Annotated in this window: 27 protein-coding genes and 1 tRNA gene; 21 read left to right on the top strand and 7 right to left on the bottom strand. The window is 39.7% G+C overall.

Going from position 1 to position 24,986, the window contains the following annotated elements; genetic code table 11:
- Nucleotides 1-158: 158 nt before the first annotated feature.
- The gene (locus EO120_RS04275; protein ID WP_127134247.1) at nucleotides 159-1,088 is read right to left on the bottom strand and encodes a DUF3829 domain-containing protein; all 930 of its coding nucleotides are present in this window, start codon (nucleotides 1,086-1,088) and stop codon (nucleotides 159-161) included.
- 437 nt (nucleotides 1,089-1,525) lie between these two features.
- Here EO120_RS04275 and EO120_RS04270 point away from each other — a divergent pair, with 437 nt between their 5' ends.
- The 5 genes from EO120_RS04270 (at nucleotide 1,526) to EO120_RS04250 (ending at nucleotide 4,820) form a co-directional block, all read left to right on the top strand.
- The gene (locus tag EO120_RS04270; RefSeq protein WP_127134246.1) at nucleotides 1,526-2,341 is read left to right on the top strand and encodes a sulfurtransferase; all 816 of its coding nucleotides are present in this window, start codon (nucleotides 1,526-1,528) and stop codon (nucleotides 2,339-2,341) included.
- On the top strand, nucleotides 2,338-2,559 hold the full coding sequence (locus tag EO120_RS04265; RefSeq protein WP_127134245.1) for a hypothetical protein: 222 nt from the start codon (nucleotides 2,338-2,340) through the stop codon (nucleotides 2,557-2,559). The genes EO120_RS04270 and EO120_RS04265 overlap by 4 nt, the downstream gene beginning before the upstream one ends.
- 15 nt (nucleotides 2,560-2,574) lie before the next feature.
- Nucleotides 2,575-3,330, top strand: a complete 756-nt coding sequence (locus EO120_RS04260; protein WP_127134244.1) for an exodeoxyribonuclease III — start codon at nucleotides 2,575-2,577, stop codon at nucleotides 3,328-3,330.
- Between the two features lie 125 nt (nucleotides 3,331-3,455).
- A complete protein-coding gene (queC, locus tag EO120_RS04255) occupies nucleotides 3,456-4,145 on the top strand; it encodes a 7-cyano-7-deazaguanine synthase QueC (protein WP_127134243.1) in 690 nt (229 codons plus the stop codon).
- Nucleotides 4,146-4,328: 183 nt separating this feature from the next.
- Nucleotides 4,329-4,820 (top strand): QueT transporter family protein, encoded by a 492-nt coding sequence (locus tag EO120_RS04250; protein WP_127134242.1) that lies wholly within the window; start codon nucleotides 4,329-4,331, stop codon nucleotides 4,818-4,820.
- A 153-nt stretch (nucleotides 4,821-4,973) separates the two neighbouring features.
- Here the strand turns inward: EO120_RS04250 and EO120_RS04245 are convergent, their stop codons facing one another.
- The 4 genes from EO120_RS04245 to ispE form a co-directional block, all read right to left on the bottom strand.
- Nucleotides 4,974-6,230, bottom strand: coding sequence for a Glu/Leu/Phe/Val family dehydrogenase (locus tag EO120_RS04245; protein WP_127134241.1), 1,257 nt, complete (start codon nucleotides 6,228-6,230; stop codon nucleotides 4,974-4,976).
- Nucleotides 6,231-6,479: 249 nt separating this feature from the next.
- The gene (locus EO120_RS04240; protein ID WP_127134240.1) at nucleotides 6,480-7,940 is read right to left on the bottom strand and encodes an alanine/glycine:cation symporter family protein; all 1,461 of its coding nucleotides are present in this window, start codon (nucleotides 7,938-7,940) and stop codon (nucleotides 6,480-6,482) included.
- A 140-nt stretch (nucleotides 7,941-8,080) separates the two neighbouring features.
- A complete protein-coding gene (locus tag EO120_RS04235; RefSeq protein ID WP_127134239.1) occupies nucleotides 8,081-8,776 on the bottom strand; it encodes a GntR family transcriptional regulator in 696 nt (231 codons plus the stop codon).
- Nucleotides 8,773-9,669, bottom strand: a complete 897-nt coding sequence (ispE, locus tag EO120_RS04230; RefSeq protein WP_127134238.1) for a 4-(cytidine 5'-diphospho)-2-C-methyl-D-erythritol kinase — start codon at nucleotides 9,667-9,669, stop codon at nucleotides 8,773-8,775. Before ispE ends, EO120_RS04235 begins: the two co-directional genes overlap by 4 nt.
- A 140-nt stretch (nucleotides 9,670-9,809) precedes the next feature.
- Here ispE and EO120_RS04225 point away from each other — a divergent pair, with 140 nt between their 5' ends.
- The 16 genes from EO120_RS04225 (at nucleotide 9,810) to atpC (ending at nucleotide 23,789) form a co-directional block, all read left to right on the top strand.
- Nucleotides 9,810-10,733: a YitT family protein gene (locus EO120_RS04225; RefSeq protein WP_127134237.1), complete on the top strand. Its 924-nt coding sequence runs from the start codon at nucleotides 9,810-9,812 to the stop codon at nucleotides 10,731-10,733.
- A gap of 84 nt (nucleotides 10,734-10,817) precedes the next feature.
- Nucleotides 10,818-12,473, top strand: coding sequence for a phosphoglucomutase (locus EO120_RS04220; protein WP_127134236.1), 1,656 nt, complete (start codon nucleotides 10,818-10,820; stop codon nucleotides 12,471-12,473).
- A 190-nt stretch (nucleotides 12,474-12,663) separates the two neighbouring features.
- A complete protein-coding gene (locus EO120_RS04215; protein ID WP_127134235.1) occupies nucleotides 12,664-12,939 on the top strand; it encodes an ACT domain-containing protein in 276 nt (91 codons plus the stop codon).
- Nucleotides 12,940-12,947: 8 nt separating this feature from the next.
- Nucleotides 12,948-14,306 carry a PFL family protein gene (locus EO120_RS04210; RefSeq protein ID WP_127134234.1) on the top strand — a complete coding sequence of 453 codons (1,359 nt, stop codon included), beginning with the start codon at nucleotides 12,948-12,950 and terminating at the stop codon, nucleotides 14,304-14,306.
- A gap of 44 nt (nucleotides 14,307-14,350) precedes the next feature.
- On the top strand, nucleotides 14,351-15,496 hold the full coding sequence (locus EO120_RS04205; protein WP_127134233.1) for a glycosyltransferase family 4 protein: 1,146 nt from the start codon (nucleotides 14,351-14,353) through the stop codon (nucleotides 15,494-15,496).
- Between the two features lie 65 nt (nucleotides 15,497-15,561).
- On the top strand, nucleotides 15,562-16,704 hold the full coding sequence (wecB, locus tag EO120_RS04200) for a non-hydrolyzing UDP-N-acetylglucosamine 2-epimerase (RefSeq protein ID WP_127134232.1): 1,143 nt from the start codon (nucleotides 15,562-15,564) through the stop codon (nucleotides 16,702-16,704).
- 1 nt (nucleotide 16,705) lies between these two features.
- Nucleotides 16,706-16,900: an AtpZ/AtpI family protein gene (locus EO120_RS04195; protein ID WP_127134231.1), complete on the top strand. Its 195-nt coding sequence runs from the start codon at nucleotides 16,706-16,708 to the stop codon at nucleotides 16,898-16,900.
- A 10-nt stretch (nucleotides 16,901-16,910) separates the two neighbouring features.
- The gene (locus tag EO120_RS04190) at nucleotides 16,911-17,342 is read left to right on the top strand and encodes a Tat pathway signal protein (RefSeq protein ID WP_127134230.1); all 432 of its coding nucleotides are present in this window, start codon (nucleotides 16,911-16,913) and stop codon (nucleotides 17,340-17,342) included.
- Nucleotides 17,343-17,531: 189 nt separating this feature from the next.
- Nucleotides 17,532-18,206, top strand: a complete 675-nt coding sequence (gene atpB / locus EO120_RS04185; RefSeq protein WP_127134229.1) for a F0F1 ATP synthase subunit A — start codon at nucleotides 17,532-17,534, stop codon at nucleotides 18,204-18,206.
- A 16-nt stretch (nucleotides 18,207-18,222) separates the two neighbouring features.
- Nucleotides 18,223-18,450, top strand: a complete 228-nt coding sequence (gene atpE, locus EO120_RS04180) for a F0F1 ATP synthase subunit C (protein WP_127134228.1) — start codon at nucleotides 18,223-18,225, stop codon at nucleotides 18,448-18,450.
- Nucleotides 18,451-18,468: 18 nt separating this feature from the next.
- Nucleotides 18,469-18,966, top strand: coding sequence for a F0F1 ATP synthase subunit B (gene atpF, locus EO120_RS04175; RefSeq protein WP_127134227.1), 498 nt, complete (start codon nucleotides 18,469-18,471; stop codon nucleotides 18,964-18,966).
- Between the two features lie 4 nt (nucleotides 18,967-18,970).
- Nucleotides 18,971-19,522, top strand: coding sequence for an ATP synthase F1 subunit delta (gene atpH, locus EO120_RS04170; protein WP_127134226.1), 552 nt, complete (start codon nucleotides 18,971-18,973; stop codon nucleotides 19,520-19,522).
- 16 nt (nucleotides 19,523-19,538) lie between these two features.
- Nucleotides 19,539-21,077, top strand: a complete 1,539-nt coding sequence (gene atpA / locus EO120_RS04165) for a F0F1 ATP synthase subunit alpha (RefSeq protein ID WP_127134225.1) — start codon at nucleotides 19,539-19,541, stop codon at nucleotides 21,075-21,077.
- Between the two features lie 3 nt (nucleotides 21,078-21,080).
- Nucleotides 21,081-21,935 (top strand): ATP synthase F1 subunit gamma, encoded by an 855-nt coding sequence (gene atpG / locus EO120_RS04160; RefSeq protein WP_127134224.1) that lies wholly within the window; start codon nucleotides 21,081-21,083, stop codon nucleotides 21,933-21,935.
- Nucleotides 21,936-21,953: 18 nt separating this feature from the next.
- Nucleotides 21,954-23,378 (top strand): F0F1 ATP synthase subunit beta, encoded by a 1,425-nt coding sequence (gene atpD, locus EO120_RS04155; protein ID WP_127134223.1) that lies wholly within the window; start codon nucleotides 21,954-21,956, stop codon nucleotides 23,376-23,378.
- 3 nt (nucleotides 23,379-23,381) lie between these two features.
- Nucleotides 23,382-23,789, top strand: coding sequence for an ATP synthase F1 subunit epsilon (gene atpC, locus EO120_RS04150; RefSeq protein WP_127134222.1), 408 nt, complete (start codon nucleotides 23,382-23,384; stop codon nucleotides 23,787-23,789).
- A 123-nt stretch (nucleotides 23,790-23,912) separates the two neighbouring features.
- Here the strand turns inward: atpC and EO120_RS04145 are convergent, their stop codons facing one another.
- Together EO120_RS04145 and EO120_RS04140 are read right to left on the bottom strand one after the other, a co-directional pair.
- A complete protein-coding gene (locus EO120_RS04145) occupies nucleotides 23,913-24,809 on the bottom strand; it encodes a hypothetical protein (RefSeq protein ID WP_127134221.1) in 897 nt (298 codons plus the stop codon).
- A gap of 100 nt (nucleotides 24,810-24,909) precedes the next feature.
- Nucleotides 24,910-24,985 (bottom strand) — tRNA-Val (locus EO120_RS04140).
- Between the last annotated feature and the right edge of the window lies 1 nt (nucleotide 24,986).

Here is a 24,986-nt window from a genome sequence, read left to right as displayed (position 1 = left end):
TGAGCCTTCTTCAGCATTATATCTAAAGGATATATATAATAGCTCTTGTCTATACATGGCTATAAGTTCTATATATTAAAAGCCCAAGCATTGACTATTAGAAGTCAAATACTTGGGCTTTTGTATTATTTTCGAGGTATTATTTTGTCCTATAACCCTTATTTTGCCTCTATTGCATCCAGGTCATTTATATTTACTGCATTAGCACGGCTAATCATGTGGTTATATTTAATATATAATTGTGTGTACGCTTCGCCATAGGAGGAATTGACGGTAATGTAATTATGTGCCTCTGCTACAAATTCTTTTACAGCCTCTTGGTATAATGTAACCGCTGTTTGCGTATCAGATTTTGTTCCTAGTTGTAATTGGGACAAACGTTTGCCGACTTCTTGGAGATTACTTTCAACCTTTTGGGTATCAGTATTACCATCGGGATCGATGAAGGCGATAGTTTGAGCTAACAGGATATTGAGTTCGATGAAGTTCACCGCATTATGGCGTTTTTCTTCAGACAGTTCTTTCATTCGTTCCATGTACAACTCGTTGTTGTGGTTATCGAGGGCTAAATCAAAGGCGCTGTATGCCGCGTTGAATTGTTTGGCTAATGGTATGTATTGCTTAGATAGATTATCACCGCCTACAAAATTATCCTTTTCAAAGGTGCGTTCTTGATAATAGGCTGTTAATTGATCCGCAAGCGGAATTAATTGATTCAATAAGGATAATACCTCATCAGACGTCATATTCACATCTTCATAAGGCGTAGTAGACTTTTCCTTTGCCGCATCTAATTGGTTTTTCAGATTTTTATAATCTGGTAATGCAATAGTCTTATTCTGCATACCATTTCGCAACTCATCTAAGGTTAGTTGTGATTGATACGCATGAATTAGACTATTATTGTTGAAAGTATCTGCGGCATCGATGTAAGGATGCAAGGCATTGATTTTATCCTCTATGGACGAACGATATAAGATGGTTGTTGCCTTATCTCCAAAGAAATACAAGGCTCCATAAATACCGCCACTAATAACAGCAATGCTAAGTACCACTGCTAAGATTAATTTAATATACCCCTGTTTCAACGGAATGTACTCCTTGTTAAACACATTACGTAATGATTGGATATACACAAGAATCCAATTAACAATATTATTATAGCATATAATTATGGGGAAAAAATTAAAGAACTATATCTGGACCTTCTAATTAAGCCTGGTATAATTAAACACAGGATTAATGTACGTAGGGAGTGTTCTTATGTTTGAATCAAAAAATATGATAAATTTTGCTAATACAGAGCTGATTGCAAATGGGGAAGGACGTAATTTTATCAAGATGAATGCTTCAGATTATGCTATATAAAAAAATAGGAGCATTTTACTGCTGTCTTTTATTGGTCATATTGGTAAATTTTATTGTATATCCCATGCCCCTCGTATATAATAGAATTATACATTTATATTTTTCAATATGAATATCTAGTAGCTAGGTATATATAATCATAAAGAAAGGAGTTAGTATGTCAAATTTTATTACTCCTACTGAGTTGTTGTCCGTTATGGATGAGGTAATTCTTCTCGATGCACGAGGGTTTCATGATTATAATAAAGGTCATATAAAAGGGGCATTTCCCATTGATTTGGATAAAGATTTAACAGGGCCTCTTGGTGAGCACGGTGGTCGACATCCGTTGCCAGATATGGATCGGTTAGCGAAAACGTTCGAAACTTTTGGTATTACCATGAATGCGAAAGTTGTTATTTACGACTCTTGGTTGTTCTTAGCTGGTCGTTTGTGGTGGACGCTACGTTATATGGGACTCGCTGATGTACGTGTCTTGTCTGGTGGGATTGAGCGCTGGGTTCAGGACGGTTATCTGCTTACTAAGGCGCCTACGCCATTGCCAACGAAACCGACAGTGTTCAATTACAAATTACAGAAGCACATGATTATGACCCGTAATGAGGTTCTCACAGCGAGTGAAACAAAATCGCATGTTATCATTGATGCTCGTTCCCCTGAACGCTATTCTGGCTCAGAGGTAGACACTATGGATGGTATGACAGGCCATATTCCTGGGGCAGTAAATCATTTTTATGAAAGTGGATATACTGCAGAAGGTCCTCGTTCTATAAAGGATTTAGAAGTGGAATTTTACAATGAAATTCATCAAAATCGTCCTCTCGTGACGTATTGTGGCTCCGGTGTCACTGCTTGTAATGCATTATTGGCGATGAACGAAATTGGTCTCAAATCAGCCCTCTATGTAGGCAGTTCTAGCGATTGGGTTACCTATGAGGATTTTCCAATTCATACGGGGGTTGAAAACTTATGAATATTTTAAAACATTTGTTGTCCATAGTAGCCTTTATTTATTTGTGTTACCACATCTATACATTTGGTCCAGGGGCCTTTAATATTACGGTAATGGTGATATTTATTCTATCTGTAGTAGCCAATTATTTCACATATCGTAATAAAAACGAAATGAAAGCTAACGCTCAATCTCGGGAAAATCGGGGTATAAATAAAGGATATCATCATAAGAAATAATAAATAGGAGTCATAATGAAATTAGTATCTTGGAATGTAAACGGTTTACGCGCAGCGGTGACGAAAGGGTTCATGGATTCTTTTAATGAATTGGATGCGGATATTTTCTGTTTACAAGAAACGAAATTACAGCCTGAGCAGATTCAACTGGAATTACCTGGGTATGAGCAATTTTGGAATAGTGCTGTAAAAAAAGGGTATAGTGGTACGGCTGTGTTTACGCGTATTAAACCAATATCAGTAACGAATGGTATTGGTATTGAGGAGCATGATCAAGAGGGTCGAGTTATTACAGCTGAGTATGAGAAGTTTTACCTTGTGTGTTGTTATACGCCGAATAGCCAACGTGAGTTGGCACGCCTTGACTATCGTATGACATGGGAAGATGCGTTTCGCAATTACTTGCTTGAACTAGATGCGAAGAAACCAGTTATCCTCTGCGGCGACCTTAATGTAGCGCACAATGAAATTGATTTAAAAAATCCGAAAACAAACCGTAAAAATGCAGGATTCTCCGATGAAGAACGAGCAAAAATGACAGAATTACTAGAATCTGGTTTTACTGATACATTCCGTTATCTATATCCTGATGCGGTAGATGAATATAGTTGGTGGTCCTATATGGGGAAAGCGCGCGATAGAAATGTAGGGTGGAGAATTGATTATTTCATCACTTCTAAACACTTGGATAAGAACATCAAAGATGCACGTATTCATCAACAAATATTTGGTAGTGATCATTGTCCAGTGGAACTTGATATCGACTTATAATTGATAATGGATTATAATCAACATGAAAGCCCCATCTGTGGATGGGGCTTTCACATATTGTCAGAATCATAGGATTGTTCACCATGATAGAGGGTAAGATATGATTATTATGTATGGGAGGTATTATGGCACAGAAACAAAAAGCTGTTGTCTTATTTAGTGGTGGTGTAGATAGCACTACATGTTTGGCATTGGCTATTGAACGATTTGGCAAGGAACATGTTGTACCCTTGTCGATTCAATATGGCCAAAAACATAGTAAAGAATTAGAAGCTGCAAAGAATATATTGGCGTATTATGGTATAGAAGGTAAAACCATGGATGTAACAAAATTATTTGCTTTCTCTAATTCATCTTTGTTGACTCAATCGACAGAAGCGGTTCCTACAGGTTCTTATAAAGAACAGCAGGATGAGCATGGTGAAGGCCCTGTAAGCACCTATGTACCATTTAGGAATGGTTTATTCCTATCTGCTGCCGCATCCTTGGCGCTATCATTAGATTGTGGCTACATCTACTACGGTGCACATGCCGATGATGCTGCGGGCAATGCGTACCCTGATTGTACCGAAACATTCTATCAATCCATGGGTACTGCCATATTTGAAGGATCCGGTCGAGAATGTTCTCTTGAAGCTCCATTTATTAACTGTAATAAAGCAGATGTGGTAAAACAAGGCCTTCGACTCGGCGTTCCTTATGAACTTACTTGGTCTTGCTACCAAGGTGGCGATAAACCATGTGGGCACTGTGGTACATGTATAGACCGACTAGAAGCCTTTAAAGCTAACGGCGTCGAAGATCCCGCATTGTAATCGCTGCAGCTTGTATTGCTAGAACCGAATAACTATGATATGATTAAATACAGCCTAAAAGGCAGATAATCGAATAAGACAGTTTGAAACCATCCTGTCTATAAACAAAACTACGGAAATCATAAGCACGTATGAGCATGGTATTTTCGCCATGCTCTTTTTTATTACAAAGGAGGTGGGTGCATGATGACTACACGTAAACTGACTATTTCCGCCATGGTGGTGGCTTTGTATATTGTTTTGATTTATGTAACACAAGGTATTTCCTTTGGGGCGTACCAAATTCGTATTGCTACATCGTTATATGCACTTGCTTATGCCTTTCCGTTTTTAATTATTCCTATGGGCATAGGTAACCTCATTTCTAATTTCTTGTTTGGTGGCCTTGGCATTCTCGATATGGTGGGTGGATTTGGCGTCGGTGTGCTTACTACATCTCTCATCGTGTTGATGCGCCGTTTTGACCTCACTGCGTGGTGGGTGGCATTGCCAATTATCTTGGTGCCGGCATTATGTGTTCCATTGTGGCTAAGCCCACTTATCGGCGTTCCGTACTGGGCTTTGGTGATTAACCTATTAGTAGGTCAAACCATTCCAGGCATTGTAGGGGCAACACTGGTGAAAGCGCTTGTTTCTCGCCGTTCTATGGTGGCTTTCATGGGAAATATTAAATAACACATTTATATGTAAAAAGGGGAATACAGGAGCAACATATGTTGTCCTATAATCCCCAAATGGGACTGACTTGGTCGTATATTGATTCTTAATGTTTGATTTTGAGATCTAATATTAAGGAGAACAGTACACTATTGAGTCAGTCTTTTTTATTTAGCAATTGTATCCGCGAAGAGTAGTTTCGATAACGAGTCTTTCAAGGGCTAACATATATGCAGCTTGGCGAGGCGGCACTTGATATTTTTCTTGCATTTGCCACACTGCCTCAAAGCTGTTTTGCATGTTCTTAGTTAATCGTTCATTAACTTCTTCTTCGGTCCAGTAGTAGCTAGCCTTGTTTTGTACCCATTCATAGTAAGATACAATAACGCCACCGCCATTGGCGAGCACGTCAGGAATGATGTGGATGCCTTTTTCATAGAAGTATTTGTCCGCATCATTAGTAGTAGGACCATTAGCACCTTCAAGGATGATTTTGGCTTGGATATTTTCCATATTGTCTTTGTTCAATTGGTTTTCCAAGGCTGCCATAAATAATACATCAACTGGTTGTGCTAATAATTCTTGACCGCCAATCAATGTCATGCCTGGTTCGGAGTAGCCTTCTAAGGAACGACCATGAGAATTGGCATATTCATAAGCTTTCTCTACATCGATCCCATTAGGATTGTAAATATTGACGTATGCGTCGCCAATAGCTACTACTTTAGCCCCTGCTTGTGCGATGAGGCGGGTGCCAACGGAACCTACATTGCCGAATCCTTGTACAGCCACTGTCAAGTTATGGATATCGAGGTTTTTCTTAGCTAAGTAGCATTGCAATGCGATGAGGCAACCGCGCCCAGTCGCTTCATTGCGACCTAGGGAACCGCCTACTTCGATAGGTTTACCAGTAACGATACCGGGGCTCCATTCTCCTTTTAATACGCTGTATTCGTCAGCAATCCAGCTCATGATTTGAGCATTTGTATTTACATCTGGTGCAGGTACGTCTGTGTTAACGCCGATGATAGGTGCAATACGACGTACGAAATTACGAGTTAATCGCTCTAGTTCACGTTTTGATAATGTTTTAGGATCTACTTTGATACCGCCTTTACCACCGCCATAAGGAAGATTAGCGATAGCATTTTTGATAGTCATCCATGCTGCTAATGCGCGTACTTCATTTTCATCGGAATCTGGATGGAAACGTAACCCGCCTTTTGCACTGCCGCGCAATGTGGAATGTTGACATCGATACCCTTCATATACGCGTACTTCGCCATTGTCTAATTGAAGAGGAATAGATACCTTTAATTCCCGTTCAGGATGGCGTAACACTTCGTAATCATTGCGTGAATAACCTAGTTTTTCTGCTGCTACGTCTAATGTGTGTAGCATATTTTCATAAGGATTATAAGCTTTCATATAATGACCTCCGAAATTTGAGAAATGAATGTATTGGTTACGAAATTGATTGCTTACTATTTATATTCGACCTTGTATACATAATGCCCTGCATAAATAAGAAAATATATTCTATATAATTGCAGATTATTGATGTCTTGCAAGGAAGAGAGAAGTAAATAAAAATTGATGGGGCTGTTTCGTTACAGCCCCATCATAGACGGTGTCATCTAAAGTTTAAATCAGTACTTTTGATGATATATGAAATTATTATTTCTCTATGGTTTCCTCAAGAGGTGTAGCAGGTACGGAGGAGTCAGTAGTTTGACCATCGCCCCACCATACAATACCATAAGTATGATTTAAGACATTGCGGTTGAATACAGGTGTTTGAATACCTGCTTTTCGTTGTTTAATATAATCGTCTAATGCAAGACCAGCAGTACGGCCCATACGAAGAATAGAACTTACATTGGTAAGCACTAAGAATGCCATAAATAAATCTGCTAAGTTCCATACTAAATCAAGAGAGGCTATAGAACCGATAAACGCCATAGCCACAACGCCGATGCGGAAGAGATGAAGTACATATTTTTTATCTGTTAAATGATTAATGTTGATTTCTCCGTAGTAATAATTACCTACTAAGGAGCTAAAGGAGAACATAATAATAAATACAGTTACTGCATAAGGCGCCCAAGCACCGAGTTGGGCTTCTAAATTATGCTGTACTAATGCGATCCCAGTAAGACCTGTAATGCTATAATCACCTACGATTAGTACGATAAAAGCAGAGGAGGTACAAATGATAAATGTATCTAAGAATACACCGAATGCTTGTACAAGACCTTGTTCTACAGGGTGATGAACTGCTGCTGTAGCGGCTGCATTTGGAACAGAACCTTCACCGGCTTCGTTGGAGAATAGACCTCGTTTGATACCATTCATCATGGTAGCCCCCATGAAACCGCCGCCTGCTGCATAAGGATCAAAAGCGGATGATACAATTTTGTGAATCATGGCAGGGAATTCTTGAATGTTCATGAGGACCACAAAGAGGGCTGTCCCGATATAGAGTACCGCCATAATAGGTACAATAATTTCAGAAATTTTAGCTACTCGTTGGATACCGCCGAAAATGATGAGACCTAATAATACGGAGACAACAATACCTGTGTATGTTACGTCGATACCAAAGGTGTGTAAAGAAGCTGCTAAGGTGTTGGCTTGTACGGAATTATATATCCAACCAAATGTAATGGTAATGAGAATGGCGAAAAGAATAGATAAGAATTTGCTGTTTAAGCCATAACGGATATAATAGGCAGGACCACCATAAAATCCACCTTTAGCAATAGGTTCTTTGTAAATTTGAGCTAAGGTGCTTTCAATAAAACCTGTAGCAGAACCGATTAACGCAATGACCCACATCCAAAAAATAGCGCCTGGGCCACCGAGTACTACTGCGATAGCAATACCAGCGATATTGCCGACACCTACACGGGATGCGGTACTGACACAGAAGGCTTGGAATGATGAAACATGATTTTTGTCCGTTTTAGTTCCTGCTCCAGATGCGACGAGACGCACCATTTCTTTGAACATACGAATTTGCACAGCCCCCGTTGTCATAGTGAAAAATAGACCTGCGCCGATTAAGATAAAGATGATTAAATAGTTCCATAAATACAGATTGATATTGGATACTATTTGATTTAATATTACATCCATGTATCTTACCTTTCCTTTCTGAATTACAACATACTATTTTGTTTTATATAGCCTTTTTAGTCTTTTGCACGCATATGTATAGGATGTGCGTGTTATAAAGACTAAATTAGGTTACTAATAAATTGTGGTGCACTCGTAACTCATGAATGGGTATCAAAGTTTTGAGCCTCTTCCATACCTTTTAATAAGGTTTGTTCTGAATGCTCCATGTGAGTGCGCGCTAGTTTGCGAGCTTGCGTTGGATTATGAGAGGCAATAGCTTCAACTAATAAGCGGTGCTCTTCCCACGTTTTGCGCAAGCGACCTGGTTGGTTCATAGAAAAGCTGCGGAAGCGATAGGTTTGTTCTCGCAAGTTGTGAACGATGTCGGCTAGACGATCATTGCGGGATGCTTTGTAGAGAACTTCGTGGAATTCTACATCTGCTGCTACTACGCTATCCATGTCTTTGTTTTCCATATAATCCCCGATTTCGACGAGCATTCTTTCTAGTGTTTCAATTTCTTCTTCTGTAATGCGTTCTGCTGCAAGTCCAGCCGCTAACTCCTCTAGAGCAGAGCGAATTTCAAAGACTTGGGTAATATCTTTTAAGGTAATATTTGCCACATAAGCACCTCGACGAGGCACCATAACGACAAAACCTTCTAGTTCTAATTGGCGGATAGCTTCTCGAATAGGGGTGCGGCTTACACCTAATTCTTCGGCTAATGGAATTTCCATGAGCCGTTCTCCAGGCTTGAGAATACCATCTTGAATAGCCTGTCGAAGCGTTTCGCTTACTACTTCGCGTAGTGGTTTGTATGCATCTAAACGGATGGTCTGTAATCGTCTTGTCAATGGATATCCTCCTGTGTACATGTTTTTGTAATTAGTGAAAGCCAGTTGTGACCAGCGGATGTAATCTCTTCTTGTAAAGCGAGAGCTTCTGTTGCTTTATCGAGAAGTACGACCATAGTAGGACCGCTGCCGGTCATAATAGTTGGGTAGCCACGACTACTGAAGAACTCTTTACAAGTAACTAGTTCTTCGTGATCGGAGAACAGCAGTTCTTCAAAGGTATTGCTACTTGTTAGAAATGCTTGTTTCAAGTCGTTTTCTTTTATGTGCTGTAAGGTATTGGTAATCATGGTACTTGTTGCCTTTGAGTGGCTATTATATCGGCCGTAGGCGGTTGCTGTTGATACAGATACCTCTGGTTTAACTAATAGTAGCCAATGTGGCGCGGGGGATGGATGATAGGTTAGTATTTCACCGCGCCCTGTACCGCGTGCGGTGCCACCTTGTAGTAGGAAGGGAACATCAGACCCTAGTTTAGATCCTAACGTGAGTAATTCATCTGTGGTCAATCGCAAATCCCAAAATTTATTAAGCCCTAGTAACATAGCGGCTGCATCTGCACTACCGCCACCGAGACCTGCTGCAGCTGGTACACGTTTTAACAGATGAATTGCAGCACCTGCGCGGCATCCTGTGTATGATTGTACTTCGCGTAATGCCTTTAGTGCTAGATTGCGTTCATCGTAAGGAATCAAATCTTGAATGTATTGTGGTAATTCAGGGGCGATACCAGAGAAGACAACAGAATGATGTTTGGTGAAATAAATAGAGTCGCTTAGGCGAATCGACTGGAATATGCTATCAATATCATGATAGCCGTCATCTCGTTTTCCTGTGATGGCGAGACCGATATTAATTTTGCTAAATCCGAGTTGTTCAATGCTGTTTGACATAATTGCCTCGATGAAAATGATTGAAAATATATACTAAGTAGTTTATGATGAAATCATAGATATAATGATGTAGATTTACATAAATTATATTTAATTAATTATAGAATATTTATGGTGAAATGGCAATTTAGGAGGCTTTTATGTGGTCTAACTATAAAAGTGATATATACCAATTTCTTGTAGTTGCTATAGGATGTGCTGTTTTTGGTGCTGGTATTGATGCTTTTGTATTGCCTCATAAATTAGTTAGTACTGGTGTGAGTGGTGTGGGGTTGATTTTATATTATCTCACTGGATTGTCTGTAGGTACTTGGAATGTAATTTTGAATATTCCTATATTTTGGGCCGCTTATCATTGGTTAGGTAAGCGTGTTGTTATTAACACCTTGTATGGTACTATCATGGTGTCATGGATGATCGATTGGTTTGGGTTTCTTCAATACGATATGCTTATCAAAGACCCTTTACTGAGTTCAATGTTAGCAGGGGTTACCACCGGCGTTGGACTGGGCATAGTGTATCGAGTGGGAGGCAATACAGGCGGATTAGATCCTATTGCTCTTATCGTTCGTAAATATTATGGACTTCAAATGGGGTCAATTAATAGTATTATTAACGGGATTATCTTGATTGCCGCTATTTGGGTGGTAGGCATTGAAGCAGTGGCAGTAACACTTGTATCTTTATATGTATATACTATAATTACTAATAAAGTCGTAGTTGGATTTAATCAACGTAAGGTTGCGTTTATCATTACTTATCGCACTGATGAGGTATGTAAGGCGGTCATAAACAGGGTTGGTAGGGGTGCTACTATTATTGATGGTATTGGCGCTTACACGAGGACTCCTAAGCAAATCGTTATGGTAGCGGTGAATTTGTTGCAAGTGAACAAATTAAAAGAAGTTATCGAAGCAGCTGATGATCAAGCCTTTATTTTGATTACTGATGCTCAAGAGGTGATTGGTAAAGGATTCACAACACCATTAGTACCAACGCCGATAGAACATTTAGTTAAAGAGTGTGAAACAAATGCTCATTATGTAAAAAATCGAGAGCCTTAAGTGTTACGGATAGTTTATATTTAATGTAATCTATTAGAATTGTTAGAATATTCTGCATAGATGTGAAATCATGAGGAGGCTAGTATGGCTCATAAATTGGCAGGGAAACCTGTAGAAGAACGAGATATTATAGATATTCAAGAGTTGGTAGATGCGTATTTTGACAATGTGCCAGATACGTCAGACCCTACGCAATTGGTGTCCTTTGGTACGTCGGGACATCGTGGTACGTCGTTAAAAGGAACTTTCACAGATTTACACGTAGCAGCTATTACGCAAGCTATTTGTGATGGACGTACTCAATTTGGCGCTACAGGCCCTGTGTTTGTTGGTCAAGATACACATGCATTGTCTCAACCAGCCCTTGTAACGGTATTAGAGGTGCTAGCTGGTAATGGCGTAATAGCCATGGTAGATCAAGACATGGATTTTGTGCCTACTCCATCTGTGTCGCGTGCCATTATTCGCTACAATGAAACCCATGATGACAAGGCGGATGGCATTATTATTACGCCGTCTCATAATCCTCCAGATAATGGGGGAATCAAATATAATACTATCATCGGTGGTCCCGCGGACACGATAATCACGAAGTGGATTGAGGTGCGCGCTAACGAATATTTGTTGGCTTATTGTGAAAATGACGGTTTTAAACGTACTAGTATAGATAATATCGAACCTAGTGCACAAGTATCGTACGATTACAAAGGCTTATATGTGGAGGAATTAGCGTCCGTTATTAATATGGAGGCCATTAAAGCGGCTAATCCTCGTGTATTAGTAGATACACTGGGGGGCAGTGGAGCTAGCTACTGGCGATCTATTAAAGAACGATATGGCCTTAATCTAGATATCATTCATGATGAATATGATCCTACATTTAGTTTTATGACTTATGACCATGATGGTAAGGTTCGGATGGATTGTTCCTCTCCATATGCGATGGCAGCCGTTATTGAGCGCATTGGAGATTATGATTTAGCGGTGGGAAATGATCCTGATTATGATCGTTATGGTATCATTACAACAACAGATGGGCTTATACCGGCTAATGAAGTACTCACCATTGGTGCAAAATACTTGTTTACTACTCGTGGGTGGAAAAATAAAGGCGTAGGGAAAACTATTGTTTGTACAACTTTAATTGATAAATGGGCTGCTGACGAAGCTATCCCTGTTTATGAGGTGCCAGTAGGTTTTAAATATTTTTCGGAACTTTTGTTTAACGGTGAAATTGGCATCGGTGGCGAAGAAAGTGCAGGTGCTTCATTCCTTAAAAAGAATGGCACCGTATGGACTACTGACAAAGATGGTATCATTATGGCCTTATTAGGGATGGAAATTCTCGCAGTTATGGGGCACTCCGGTTTTAAAATGGCAGATGAATTTTATGAGCGTTATGGCAACCCTAAATTTGGTCGTATTGATGCAGCGTGTACGACATTACAAAAACAAACTTTGAAAAAGCTAGATGCGTCATCTATTACGGCGACTATTGTTGATGGCGATGACATCACTAGTATTCGTACTGCATCTATGTATAAGGATATGCCAATTGATGGTGTCCGTGTAGATACTGATAAAGGTTGGTTTGTGGCCCGTCCTTCTGGTACAGAAGATTTGTATAAAATTTATGGTGAAAGCTATAAAGGTGATTTAGGTCTTGTTGCTTTGTTAACAGCTGGAGAAAAAATCGTTAATGATGCATTGAATGCCTCTACATCTGATATTAATGAATAAAGAAATGGCGTATATGGTACGAAGGCTTTCACAGGAATTCTCACATAGAAATAATAGAATGTGATAATTTATGAGAAATCTCATAAAGTTTTTACCTCAATATAGAGATATGTGTGATATAATATACTAATATAGTTTATAAAATGAATTACCATTTTTATAGTTTGTAGTGGGTGGAAAAGGTGATATTATGAAATTAGTTGTTACCGTTGTCGGTGTAGACCGCGTAGGTATCATCGCAGGTGTTAGTACTATTTTGGCAAATCATAAGGTAAATATTTTATCTATTAATCAAACTATTTTAGATGGGTTGTTTAATATGATTATGATGTGTGAAACTGAATCTGAAGATGTAAAGGATTTAACATCTATTCAAGAATCATTAGTCGCATTGGGTAGTGAATTAGGCGTAGAAATTCGTGCGCAACATGCAGATATTTTCCTTAGCATGCATCGCGTAGGATAGGAGGCGCTATGTTATCTATCGACAATATTATTGAAACAAATCAGATGATTCACGACAATAAACTCGATGTTCGTACTATTACTATGGGAATTAGCTTGTTGGAATGTGCGTCTAGTTCCGGTAAACAGTTATGCGACCGTATTTACGATCGTATAACTACCGAAGCAGAACATTTGGTAAGAACTGGCGAAGATATTGAACGAGAATTCGGTATTCCTATTATCAACAAACGAATCTCTGTAACGCCTATTTCCTTGGTGGCTGGTGGTAGTGATTTGACATCCTATGTGCCTATTGCAGAAGCTCTTGATCGGGCTGCAAAAACAGTCGGTGTTAATTTTATTGGTGGCTTTTCAGCGCTCGTTACAAAAGGTGCTACACAAGCAGACCGAATTCTTATTGATTCTATCCCAGAAGCATTGGCAACGACTGATATTGTGTGTAGTTCCGTTGCTGTTGGTTCCACTAAAACTGGTATCAATATGGATGCTGTACGCGACATGGGGATTGTTGTTAAGAAAACAGCAGAACTTACAAAAGATAATGATGCTCTTGGTTGTGCTAAGCTCGTTATTTTCTGTAATCCTGTAGAAGATAATCCTTTTATGGCTGGTGCGTTCTTTGGTGTCACCGAAGGTGATAGTGCTATTTCTGTTGGTGTATCTGGCCCTGGCGTAGTTAAACATGCTCTTGAATCTGTACGAGGTGAAACCTTTGACGTAGTAGCTGAAACGATTAAGCGGACTGCGTTTAAAATTACTCGTGTTGGTCAATTAGTAGCACAAGAAGCATCTCGTCGTTTGAATAAACCATTTGGTATTATCGATTTGTCCTTGGCACCAACACCAGCAGTAGGTGATTCAGTAGCCCATGTATTAGAAGAAATGGGTTTGTCTTCCTGTGGCACTCATGGCACTACTGCAGCCTTGGCACTGTTAAATGATGCAGTGAAAAAAGGTGGCCTCATGGCATCCTCTCATGTAGGTGGATTGAGTGGAGCTTTCATACCTGTATCTGAAGATGCGGGTATGATTGATGCCGTATCTTGTGGCGCGTTATCGCTTGATAAATTAGAAGCTATGACTTGTGTGTGTTCCGTAGGTCTTGATATGATTGCGATTCCTGGCGATACTACAGCGGATACGATTTCTGCTATTATTGCCGATGAATCTGCTATTGGTATGATTAATAATAAAACAACAGCGGTTCGCGTAATTCCTGTACCAGGTAAAACAGTAGGGGACGTAGTAGAATTCGGTGGTCTTCTTGGACACGCTCCAATTATTGAAGTGAGCCCATATAGTGCAGCTGAATTTATTGCCCGTGGTGGACGTATCCCTGCACCAATTCGCAGCTTGACTAACTAATAAGTTTATCTCGATGAGAGAACTCTGTTGTTGGAGGTGTACTTATGAGTGAGTATATGCCTGATTATGTGTGGGCTTTTGTGCTGGCTCTAATCATAACGTATGCACTTACGCCCTTGGTAAAACGCTTTGCGGTTGCCGTAGGGGCTATTGATAAACCGGATGCTCGTAAAGTGCATCAAGGGGCGATTCCACGATTAGGTGGATTAGCTATTTTTCTTGGTTATATGGGGTCGGTGCTGTTTAATAACAGTATTCCTCACGACCATAAATTATTCGGTTTTGTTCTCGGTACAGTCATTCTCGTCCTTGTAGGGATTTGGGATGATATTAAACAAATTGAACCGAAAACGAAATTGATGGGACAAATCATTGCTGCTGCTATTTTAGTCGCTTATGATATTCGTGTTGATTTCATCAATCTTCCGTGGGGTGGTGTTGTCTATTTAAAATATTGGGCAATTCCATTAACTATATTTTGGATTGTAGGTTTTACTAATATCGTAAACCTTATCGATGGTCTTGATGGTTTAGCAGCGGGAATTTCTTTTATTGCGTGTATCGCTGTTTGTGCCATGACATTGCAATTGGGGCAAATCGATTTAGCTTGTATCGCCTTGGCATTAGCTGGTGCTACCGTAGGATTCTTGCGGTATAATTTTAATCCTGCTAAAATTTTTATGGGTGATACTGGATCCATGCTATTAGGTTATACATTGGCGGCTATTTCTGTTATGGGCGCTGTGAAAACAGCGGCTACCATTGCTCTAGTGGTGCCTGCTATTGTATTGGGATTGCCGATTTTGGACACGTTATTCGCCATCGTGCGACGTAAAATTAGTGGACGTCCTATTTTTAAACCAGATAAAGGACATGTCCATCATCGTCTATTGGCCCAAGGGTTATCGCAAAAACAAGCAGTTCTCATGATGTATGCCATCACTGCTTTGTTTGGTGGTGTATCCGTTATCGTAGCAGAAGTCAATGCTTGGGTTGGTGTTATACTTGTATTGGTTATATTCTTGTGCAGTATTTATGTGGCTCGTCGCTTAGGTGTTATCACTCATAGTGATGCTGCAGGACATCCGTTATATGGCCCTACAATTGAACGGAGCGATTTGGATGAAACTATATCCTTTGATCGCGATGAATTAACAAAAGCTTTTGAGAATCACGATGATTCGAAGTAATCTGAGCAATCACAGTAGGGGCGCTGAGCGCCCCTTTTTTATTAGACTCCTTGGAGGATGAATATATGTTAAAAGTAATGACAATCTTTGGTACACGACCAGAAGCGATTAAAATGGCTCCTCTTGTGAAAGCTTTAGAATCGGCACCTGATATGGAACCGATAGTAACCGTAACGGCACAACATCGTGACATGCTTGATCAAGTGCTTAACTTATTTCATATTACCCCTGACTATGATTTGAATATTATGAGTCAAGGTCAAACATTATATGATGTAACTAATCGTGCACTTATGGGATTAAAATCCGTATTAGAAGAAGCGAAACCTGATGTAGTCCTTGTTCATGGTGATACGACCACAACTTTTGCAGGTGCGTTGGCCTCTTTTTACCAAGAAATTCCTGTAGGGCATGTAGAGGCAGGTCTACGTACAGGGGATATATATTCTCCATTTCCAGAGGAAATGAATCGTAAATTGACAGGTTCTATTGCGACATATCATTTTGCACCTACTGCTAGTTCTGAAGCAAATCTATTGCGTGAAAACATAACATCTGATCATTTATATGTCACTGGCAATACAGTTATTGATGCACTGGATACGACAGTACAAGATGATTATGTATTTGATGATGACGCTATTAACACTCTTGCTAGTGATAAGCGGACTGTTCTAGTTACGACTCATCGCCGTGAAAATCTAGGAGAACCAATGCGGCATGTATACCAAGCGATTCGTCAATTGTTATCTGATTTTGATGATATTCAAGTGGTATTTCCTGTACATAAAAATCCTAAGGTGCGCCAAGTAGTAGAGGCGGAATTAGGGGGCGTAGACAGAGTGACGCTCATCGATCCACTCGATTATGAACCATTTGCGAATTTGATGGCTAAATCCTATTTAATCTTAACCGATTCTGGTGGCATCCAAGAAGAAGCGCCGGCTCTTGGTAAACCAGTTCTCGTATTGCGTGATACTACAGAACGTCCTGAGGCTGTTGAGGCTGGCACTGTTCGCCTTGTTGGCACCGATAAAGAGGTAGTGTACAAGGCCGCTCATGAATTGTTAGCAGATACAGTGGCATATCAAAAAATGTCTAATTCTGTAAATCCTTATGGTGATGGTAGAGCATCGGAACGGATTGTGCAGGCGTTGCGTCACGAATTTTTAGGCGATGTTGTTCGACCTAGCCGTTTTGGTAAATAATATGGATAAGGATATGGTGAAAGCCCTAGCGATGGCTACGTCAGCAGGGCTAACCCTTCTTTCTTGCATAGCTGGTTTTGTTTGGATCGGTTATGAATTAGATATATGGTTTGCATCAGCTCCGTTGTGCATGATTATATTGGGGCTGATTGGCGCCATAACAGGCATGTATATGATGTATAAACAGGTCAAATAGTGAGGTATTTATGAAAGAATATATACAATTCATTCGCCACTTGCTATGGGCCTGTTTTTTTATGGCCACAATGGGAAGTGTTATTCTATATAGCATTGGTTATGAATCTCATATATGGGGGTGGTTATGGGGCGTCATAATTATGATTGCCTACACATTATTGCTGGCTGTGCAGTCGAGTAAACTTATGTCTGCTACAGCAGAAAATGTTACCGCTCGGACGGCTATTAATGTAATACAACGTCTTATTCTAGTAGCTTCTATGGCTGTTATCGGTATTAAAATACCAAGTGTAGATGTTATTACTATGGGAGTAGCCATTGCATTAATGCAGCTTATTATGTTCTGTATGTATTGGTTGCTTGGAAATAGCGTTATGAGTGCTAAAGATAATGGTGATGTAAATATTGCAAAGCTATCTGACAATAATAAAAATAATTGATAGATTTGTACAATCTGCACAAATAGGGAGAGTTTTGAACCTATGAATTAAATTTTAATTATGCTAAAAATGCAAAACAATCATTCGTTATGCGAAATCAATACCATATAAGTATTGATAATCGATAGTAAACGATGTATGATTGTACATAGATATACATTTATTTTTTTATAGGAAGGAGTGGAGATTGTGGAATTGCATGCAGGTCACCATCAGGCCGTTCAATGGATGGGGTTAACATTCAATATCGATACCCTCATTGCAACATGGATTACGATGGCGATAGTCATCATCATAATGGTGTTGGCCACTCGAAGCCGATCTTTGGTGCCTTCAGGCATTCAAAATATGGTAGAGGCTCTCTTGCAAGCTTTAGAAAATCAATTTTCTCCTACAGTGGGAAAACATTGGCCCATGGTGAGCTCATTATTGTTTACTTTTTTCTTGTTTATTTTTGTAGGTAATGAATTGGGTTTGATGCCTGTATTGAAATCGGTTACGTCGCCGACTGCCGATATTAATACAACTGTAGCCCTCGCTTTATGTAGTAGCATTTCTGTTTGGATTATCGGTATTAAGGTGAAAGGCCTTAGCTATTTCAAGCACTTTGTACAACCATACAAAGCGATGTTTATTTTAAATATTTTTGAAGAATTAGCAAAACCTTTAACCTTATCATTCCGTTTATTCGGTAATATTATAGCCGGTGAAATTTTATTGGAACTGCTCTACAAATTACCGTGGTTTGTACCCCTTCCTTGGGTGTGGATTTTGTTTAGTTTATTCATTGGCATTATTCAAGCCTTTATTTTTACAGTGCTTACTACATCATATTTGAGTATGGCACTTACTGAAGAACATTGATTGAGGAGGATTAATTATGGAAGTTCAAGGTTTATACGCTATTGCTGTAGCGATTATTATGGGGTGTGGTGCAATCGCAGCTGGCTTAGGGAACTCTGCTGTAGCTAGTAAAGTTGTAGAAGGTATTACTCGTCAACCTGAATTAAGAGGTCAACTCTTAACAACTTTATTTATCTCTGTCGGTTTGATTGAAGCAATGCCTATCATCGGTGTAGTAATGGCGTTCATTTTGTTATTTAGATAATAGCTAGGAGGAATAACCTTGGTTGATTTAACGCTAGGGACAATTCTGGCTCAAATGCTAAACTTTTTTATATTAGTTTGGATTTTGAAGCGCTTTGCGTATCAACCATTAGTTGATACGATGAATGAACGTAAAACTCGTATTGCTAATGATTTAGCAAATGCAGAACAAGCACGTTTGGAGGCGGAGCAATTAAAAGTTGAATATGCTCAGCAAATGACATTAGCACGCCAAGAAGCGCAAGAAATCGTTGAAAAAGCACATCATCAAGCTCAAGTAACATCGACTGAGGAATTGGCAGCTGCTCGTGCTCATATTGAATCTGAAAAAATCAGAGCTCGTGAGGATATTGAGAATGAACGTAATCGAGCAATGTTAAGCTTGCGCAATGATGTAGTGTCTTTATCTATGGCTATGGCATCTAAAGTCGTGGCTAAAGATATGGACAGCGAAACTAATACAAAATTAATTGAAGACGCTATTCGTCAACTTGATAGTAAAACGATAGGGTTGTGATACGATGAGCACAGAAATTGTAGCAGATAAATACAGTTCAGCTATGTTAGAACTAGCCAGTGAACAAGGTAGTTTAGTGGATATAGAAACAGATTTGCTATATGTAGCATCTGTTTTAGAAGACCAACCAGAATTGCGCAGTTTCCTCAACAATCCAGTAGTTACAATGGATGCTAAAATTGCTTTAGTAGGCAAAATTTTTAGTAGTGCTATTCAAAAAGTGGTGCTTCATTTTCTCTACGTTATGATTAAACGTGGCCGATATCGATTTATCGATGCAGCTATTCGTTCTTTCATAAAAAAATCGAGAGAAGCTCGGGGGATTATCGAGGCTACGGTGACTGTTGCAGAACCGTTAACGGATGCGATGCGAGGAGAAGTAGAAGCTAAATTACGTGCTATTACAGGTAAAGATGTAATTTTGTCAGTGCGTCAAAATCCATCCATTATGGGGGGACTTATCATTCAAATTGGAGATAAACGTATTGACGGTTCCGTCGCTCGACGCCTAGAAGAATTGGAAAAATCTTTATTGAAAACTGACTCTATTAGATAGGGGTGATTGGGTATATATGAAAATGAAGCCTGAAGAAATTACTGCTATAATTAAACAGCAGATTCAGGACTATGATGTTGACCTCAATGTTGATGACGTTGGCACCGTTCTTGACGTAGGGGATGGCATTGCCCATATTTATGGTCTTGAAAGAGCCATGGCCGGTGAATTATTAGAATTGCCTCACGGCGTATATGGCTTGGCTTTAAACTTGGAATTAGATAATGTAGGTGCTGTTTTACTAGGCGATGACTTCCTAATTAAGGAAGGCGATGAAGTTCGTCGTACTGGTAAAATTATGGATGTTCCAGCAGGAAATGCCCTTATCGGTCGCGTTGTAAATCCTTTAGGGCAGCCTTTAGATGGAAAAGGTGTTATTCAAACAACAGATCGCAGACCTATTGAACATCCTGCACCGGGTATTGCAGATCGCCAATCTGTACATGAACCATTACAAACTGGTTTGAAAGCTATCGACTCGATGGTACCAATCGGTCGAGGTCAACGGGAGCTTATTATTGGTGACCGTGGTACTGGTAAAACTGCTATAGCCCTTGATACGATTTTGAATCAAAAAGGTAAAGATGTAATTTGTATTTACGTAGCTATTGGACAAAAAGAATCTACTGTAGCTCGGGTAGTACAAAAATTAGAAGAAGCAGGCGCTATGGATTACACCATTGTTGTATCTGCTAGTGCTTCCACAGGGGCACCATTACAATATATTGCACCATATGCAGGGGTAGCGATGGGTGAATATTTCATGTACCAAGGAAAACATGTACTTTGTGTATATGACGATTTGACTAAACAAGCTGCTGCGTATCGTGCGATGTCTCTATTATTGCGCCGCCCACCAGGACGTGAAGCGTATCCAGGGGACGTATTTTATTTACACAGCCGTCTATTAGAACGGGCTGCTAAATTATCACCTGAATTAGGTGGTGGATCTATTACGGCATTGCCAATTATCGAAACTCAGGCGGGAGACGTATCTGCGTATATTCCAACCAATGTAATTTCTATTACAGATGGGCAAATTTTCTTGGGCACTGATATGTTCTATTCTGGTATTCGTCCAGCTGTTGATGTTGGTTTGTCCGTATCTCGTGTAGGCGGTAGTGCGCAAACAAAAGCGATGAAGCAAGTAGCCGGCCAATTGCGTCTTGACCTTGCTCAATATCGTGAACTAGCGGCCTTTGCACAATTTGGCTCTGATCTTGATGCGGCAACTCGAGCTCAATTAGATCGAGGTGAACGATTAACAGAAATGTTGAAACAAGGTCAGTATGAGCCGATGAGTGTTGCGGAAATGGTTATTAATTTATACGCAGGTACAAAAGGTTATTTAGCAGATATCGAGGTATCCGATGTATTGCCGTTCGAGGCTGAATTAGTACGATTTATTCGCGCTAATTATCCAGAGATTATTAATAATATTGAAAAATCCCAAAAACTTGATGAAGAAACAGAAAGCTTGTTAAAACAAGCCATTCCAGAATGTGTAGAAGCTTTTGGTACTACACATACATTAGTGTCCCATAAGGAGGCGTAATGTATGGCTAGTGCACAAGATTTGCGAAAACGTATAAAAAGTGTTACCAATACGCAACAAATTACAAAAGCGATGAAAATGGTAGCCTCTGCTCGTTTGCGTAGGGCTCAAGGTAAGGCGGAAGCCACTCGGCCTTATGCAGAAAAAATAGGGCAAATCTTGCGTCGTATTTCGAGTAGTGATTTGCACGATTATTTGAGCCCGCTTCTTGAGGTGCGGCCAGTAAAGAGAACTTGTTATATTGTTATTGGTGCTGATAAGGGGTTAGCTGGTGCATTTTCTTCTAATGTTCTAAAAAAAGCGATAGAGCAAATAGGAGATAAAAGACCTGACCAATATCGTATCATTACAACAGGTCGTAAACCTAAAGATGCTTTGAAAAATCGTCATTATAAAATTGAGTATTCCTATAGCGGTTTTTCTGATAAACCGGCGTACGAACATGCTAGAATCATCATGGGTGAAGCCCTTTCACTATACGAACGTCATGAAGTTGACGAAGTTATAATGATTTATACGCATTTTTTAAATTCTATGACGCAAATTGCACAGGCAGAGCGTATTTTACCATTGGAACAGCCAGATGATGAGGTAAAAGATGAAGAATATGAATTCATGCCTAATCCTGAATCTGTGCTCGATGCGCTATTACCTAAATATTTAGAAATTACTCTGTATAATGGGTTGTTACAATCTGCAGCTAGTGAACTCGGTGCTCGTATGACGGCTATGACATCGGCTACGGATAATGCAGGGGAATTAATTAGTTCATTAGGTCTTGAATATAATAAATTACGTCAATCTAGTATTACTAATGAAATTTCTGAAATTGTTGGTGGCGCTAATGCCTTGCAATAGATAAGGAGAGACCTCTTAATGAGTAATAATATTGGGAAAGTAGTGCAGGTCATCGGTCCAGTTGTAGACGTGCGTTTTGAATCTGGTTATTTGCCAGCAATTTATAACGCCATTCACATCTACCATGACCATAAAGCACATGATAGACAAAAAATAGTAGTAGAAGTTATGCAACATTTGGGGGATGATACGGTTCGCTGTGTTGCAATGAGCTCTACTGATGGTATGACGCGCGGTATGGAAGCGGAAGATACAGGGGCACCTATTTCTGTTCCTGTTGGAGAAGGTGTATTAGGACGCATTTTTAACGTTCTTGGTGAAACTGTTGACCATGATCCAGCGCCAGTGGTGGCTGATGAAAAGTGGCCAATTCACCGCCCTGCTCCTAAATTTGATGATCTTTCGCCAGATACACAAATTCTTGAAACAGGTATCAAGGTTGTAGACCTTATTGCGCCATATGTAAAAGGTGGGAAAATCGGTCTTTTCGGTGGTGCTGGTGTAGGTAAAACCGTATTGATTATGGAGTTAATCCACAATATTGCTACAGAACACGGTGGGTATTCCGTATTTTCTGGTGTAGGAGAGCGTACCCGTGAAGGTAATGATTTGTGGAATGAGATGAAGGAGTCTGGCGTTATTAGCAAAACGGCGCTTGTATATGGTCAGATGAATGAACCACCAGGGGCTCGTATGCGTGTAGGTCTTACAGGGCTTACGATGGCAGAATATTTTCGGGATGTGAAAAAACAAGACGTGCTCTTGTTTATTGATAATATTTTCCGTTTTATCCAAGCTGGTTCTGAAGTATCTGCATTGCTGGGCCGTATGCCATCTGCCGTAGGTTATCAACCGACTTTGGCAAATGACGTTGGTGCATTACAAGAACGTATTACATCTACTAAGGAAGGCTCTATTACATCTGTACAAGCTGTATATGTACCTGCCGATGATTTGACTGACCCTGCGCCAGCAGCTACATTTGCTCATTTGGATGCGACCACCGTATTATCTCGCTCCATTGCGGAATTAGGTATTTATCCTGCGGTGGATCCACTAGATTCCACTAGTCGTATTCTAGATCCGCACATTTTGGGCGATGAACATTATGAAGTAGCTCGTGGCGTACAAGAAGTATTGCAGAAATATCGTGACTTACAGGATATTATCGCCATCCTCGGCATGGAAGAATTATCAGATGAAGACAAATTGACTGTATCTCGAGCTCGTAAAATTCAACGTTTCTTGAGTCAACCATTCTTTGTAGCCGAAGTATTCACTGGTTCTCCTGGTAAATATGTACCGTTACAGGAAACATTAAGGGGCTTTAAAGAAATTCTCGATGGCAAGCATGATGATTTGCCAGAAGGTGCGTTTTACATGGTTGGTAATATTGATGAAGCTATTGCTAAAGCGAAGGATATGCAAGAGAAGGGGGAATAATCCATGGCGGAACCTATGACCCTTACAATTATCACACCTGATGCTGTAGTATATAATGGATTTGCCAATTTTTTCGTAGGTAGAGCTGTAGATGGGGAATTTGGCATATTGCCAAATCATGCTCCCATGATTATTGCCTTAGATATGGCTCCATTACGTGTGGACTCGCCAGATAGTACATCGCATACATTTGCTATATTTGGTGGGTTCGTTGAAATCGAGCATAATCAGGTGAGCATTGTAACCCCAAACTGTGAACTATCATCAGATATTGATATAGATAGAGCTAGCCGAGCTAAGCAACGTGCAGAAGAACGGTTGTCAAAACGCACACCAGATATCGATATAGAAAGAGCAGAGCATGCATTGGCTCGCTCGCTATTGAGGTTAAAAGTAACAAAACAAATATAATCATGATAGGGGCTCTTTGTGTAGACTTGATTTAGTCGTACTATGATAGAGTGATATAAGAACAAAAAATCCACCTGTTGAGGTGGATTTTTGTTCTCATTACCATTACTCGTAATGGAGGGTCTATAACACGCTTACTCCTTGTAAAGAATAGCGTGTATTTTTAGGTTGTTCTACTTGGAAATCTGTTGCCTCTGATCTTTTTGTATTGATAGTAGGTGATTGATAGCGATCATGATCGGTAGGAATACGTTTGTATGGTAATTTATCGAGCAGTGTTTTAGATACTTTGTTCCAAATGGATTCATGTGTTGGCATTGTGAGGACATCATCAGTTTGGCTGAATCTGCTACGTATGGTATGGACTACTCTTTCGCTAGTGTCATAGTAGTAAATTAATGCACTTACGTTAGCTTGGATATACATATCATCGATGTCATCAAAGTACATTTGATTAATGAAATGCATTGGACGTTGTACGTATACGTCTTGTAATGGGATTGGCATGATGACTATATCTGACTGTTGTTCAGTTGCAATTTGTGCCAAATCAACGGACGTTAGCTGTGGCAAAGGTACATGGGTGTTCAGAATTGTAGTATTGTAGTATGGGTATTTTAACACATTAGCAATAGAATCGGATAAATATTTACCAAATGCTGCAGTGCTTTGATGTTTTAATGCTGTTGGGATTACGAGTGTTACCGTGCGCAATGGGAAATTTTTTAAATGACCATCGTAGCTTGACGAAGTGTTGTGATCTGTTAGTTCTTGGCTGCTTTCAATGGCAGTTGCACTATCTTTGGTAGATGTAATTTGAATAGGGCTTATTTCTACTTGTGATTGCTTTAATTGATTAGACTCGATTGTGTTTTGTGACATTGTTGCTTTTGCAGGTGCTATTGGGATAGAATAATTGCCTAAGGGTTGTATATCGATGTTAGCTGCGCTAGCTGTGGTGAAAGTAAATGTTATAGCTAACATAGTATGTGTAATGATGCGTTGTAATGTATGTGTCATAATAAACTCTTTCATATATATGAGATTAGTAATATATTATAGAATAAAACAAATTATAGAATAAAACAAAAAAGAAGCAAGCTACAGCTTGCTTCTACATTGGTGGACGATGACAGGATCGAACTGCCGACATCCTGCTTGTAAGGCAGGCGCTCTCCCAGCTGAGCTAATCGTCCA

Source organism: Veillonella caviae (assembly GCF_003992125.1).
In the GTDB taxonomy this organism is placed as follows: Bacteria; Bacillota; Negativicutes; order Veillonellales; family Veillonellaceae; genus Veillonella; species Veillonella caviae.
This window is presented reverse-complemented; position numbering and strand designations above follow the sequence as displayed.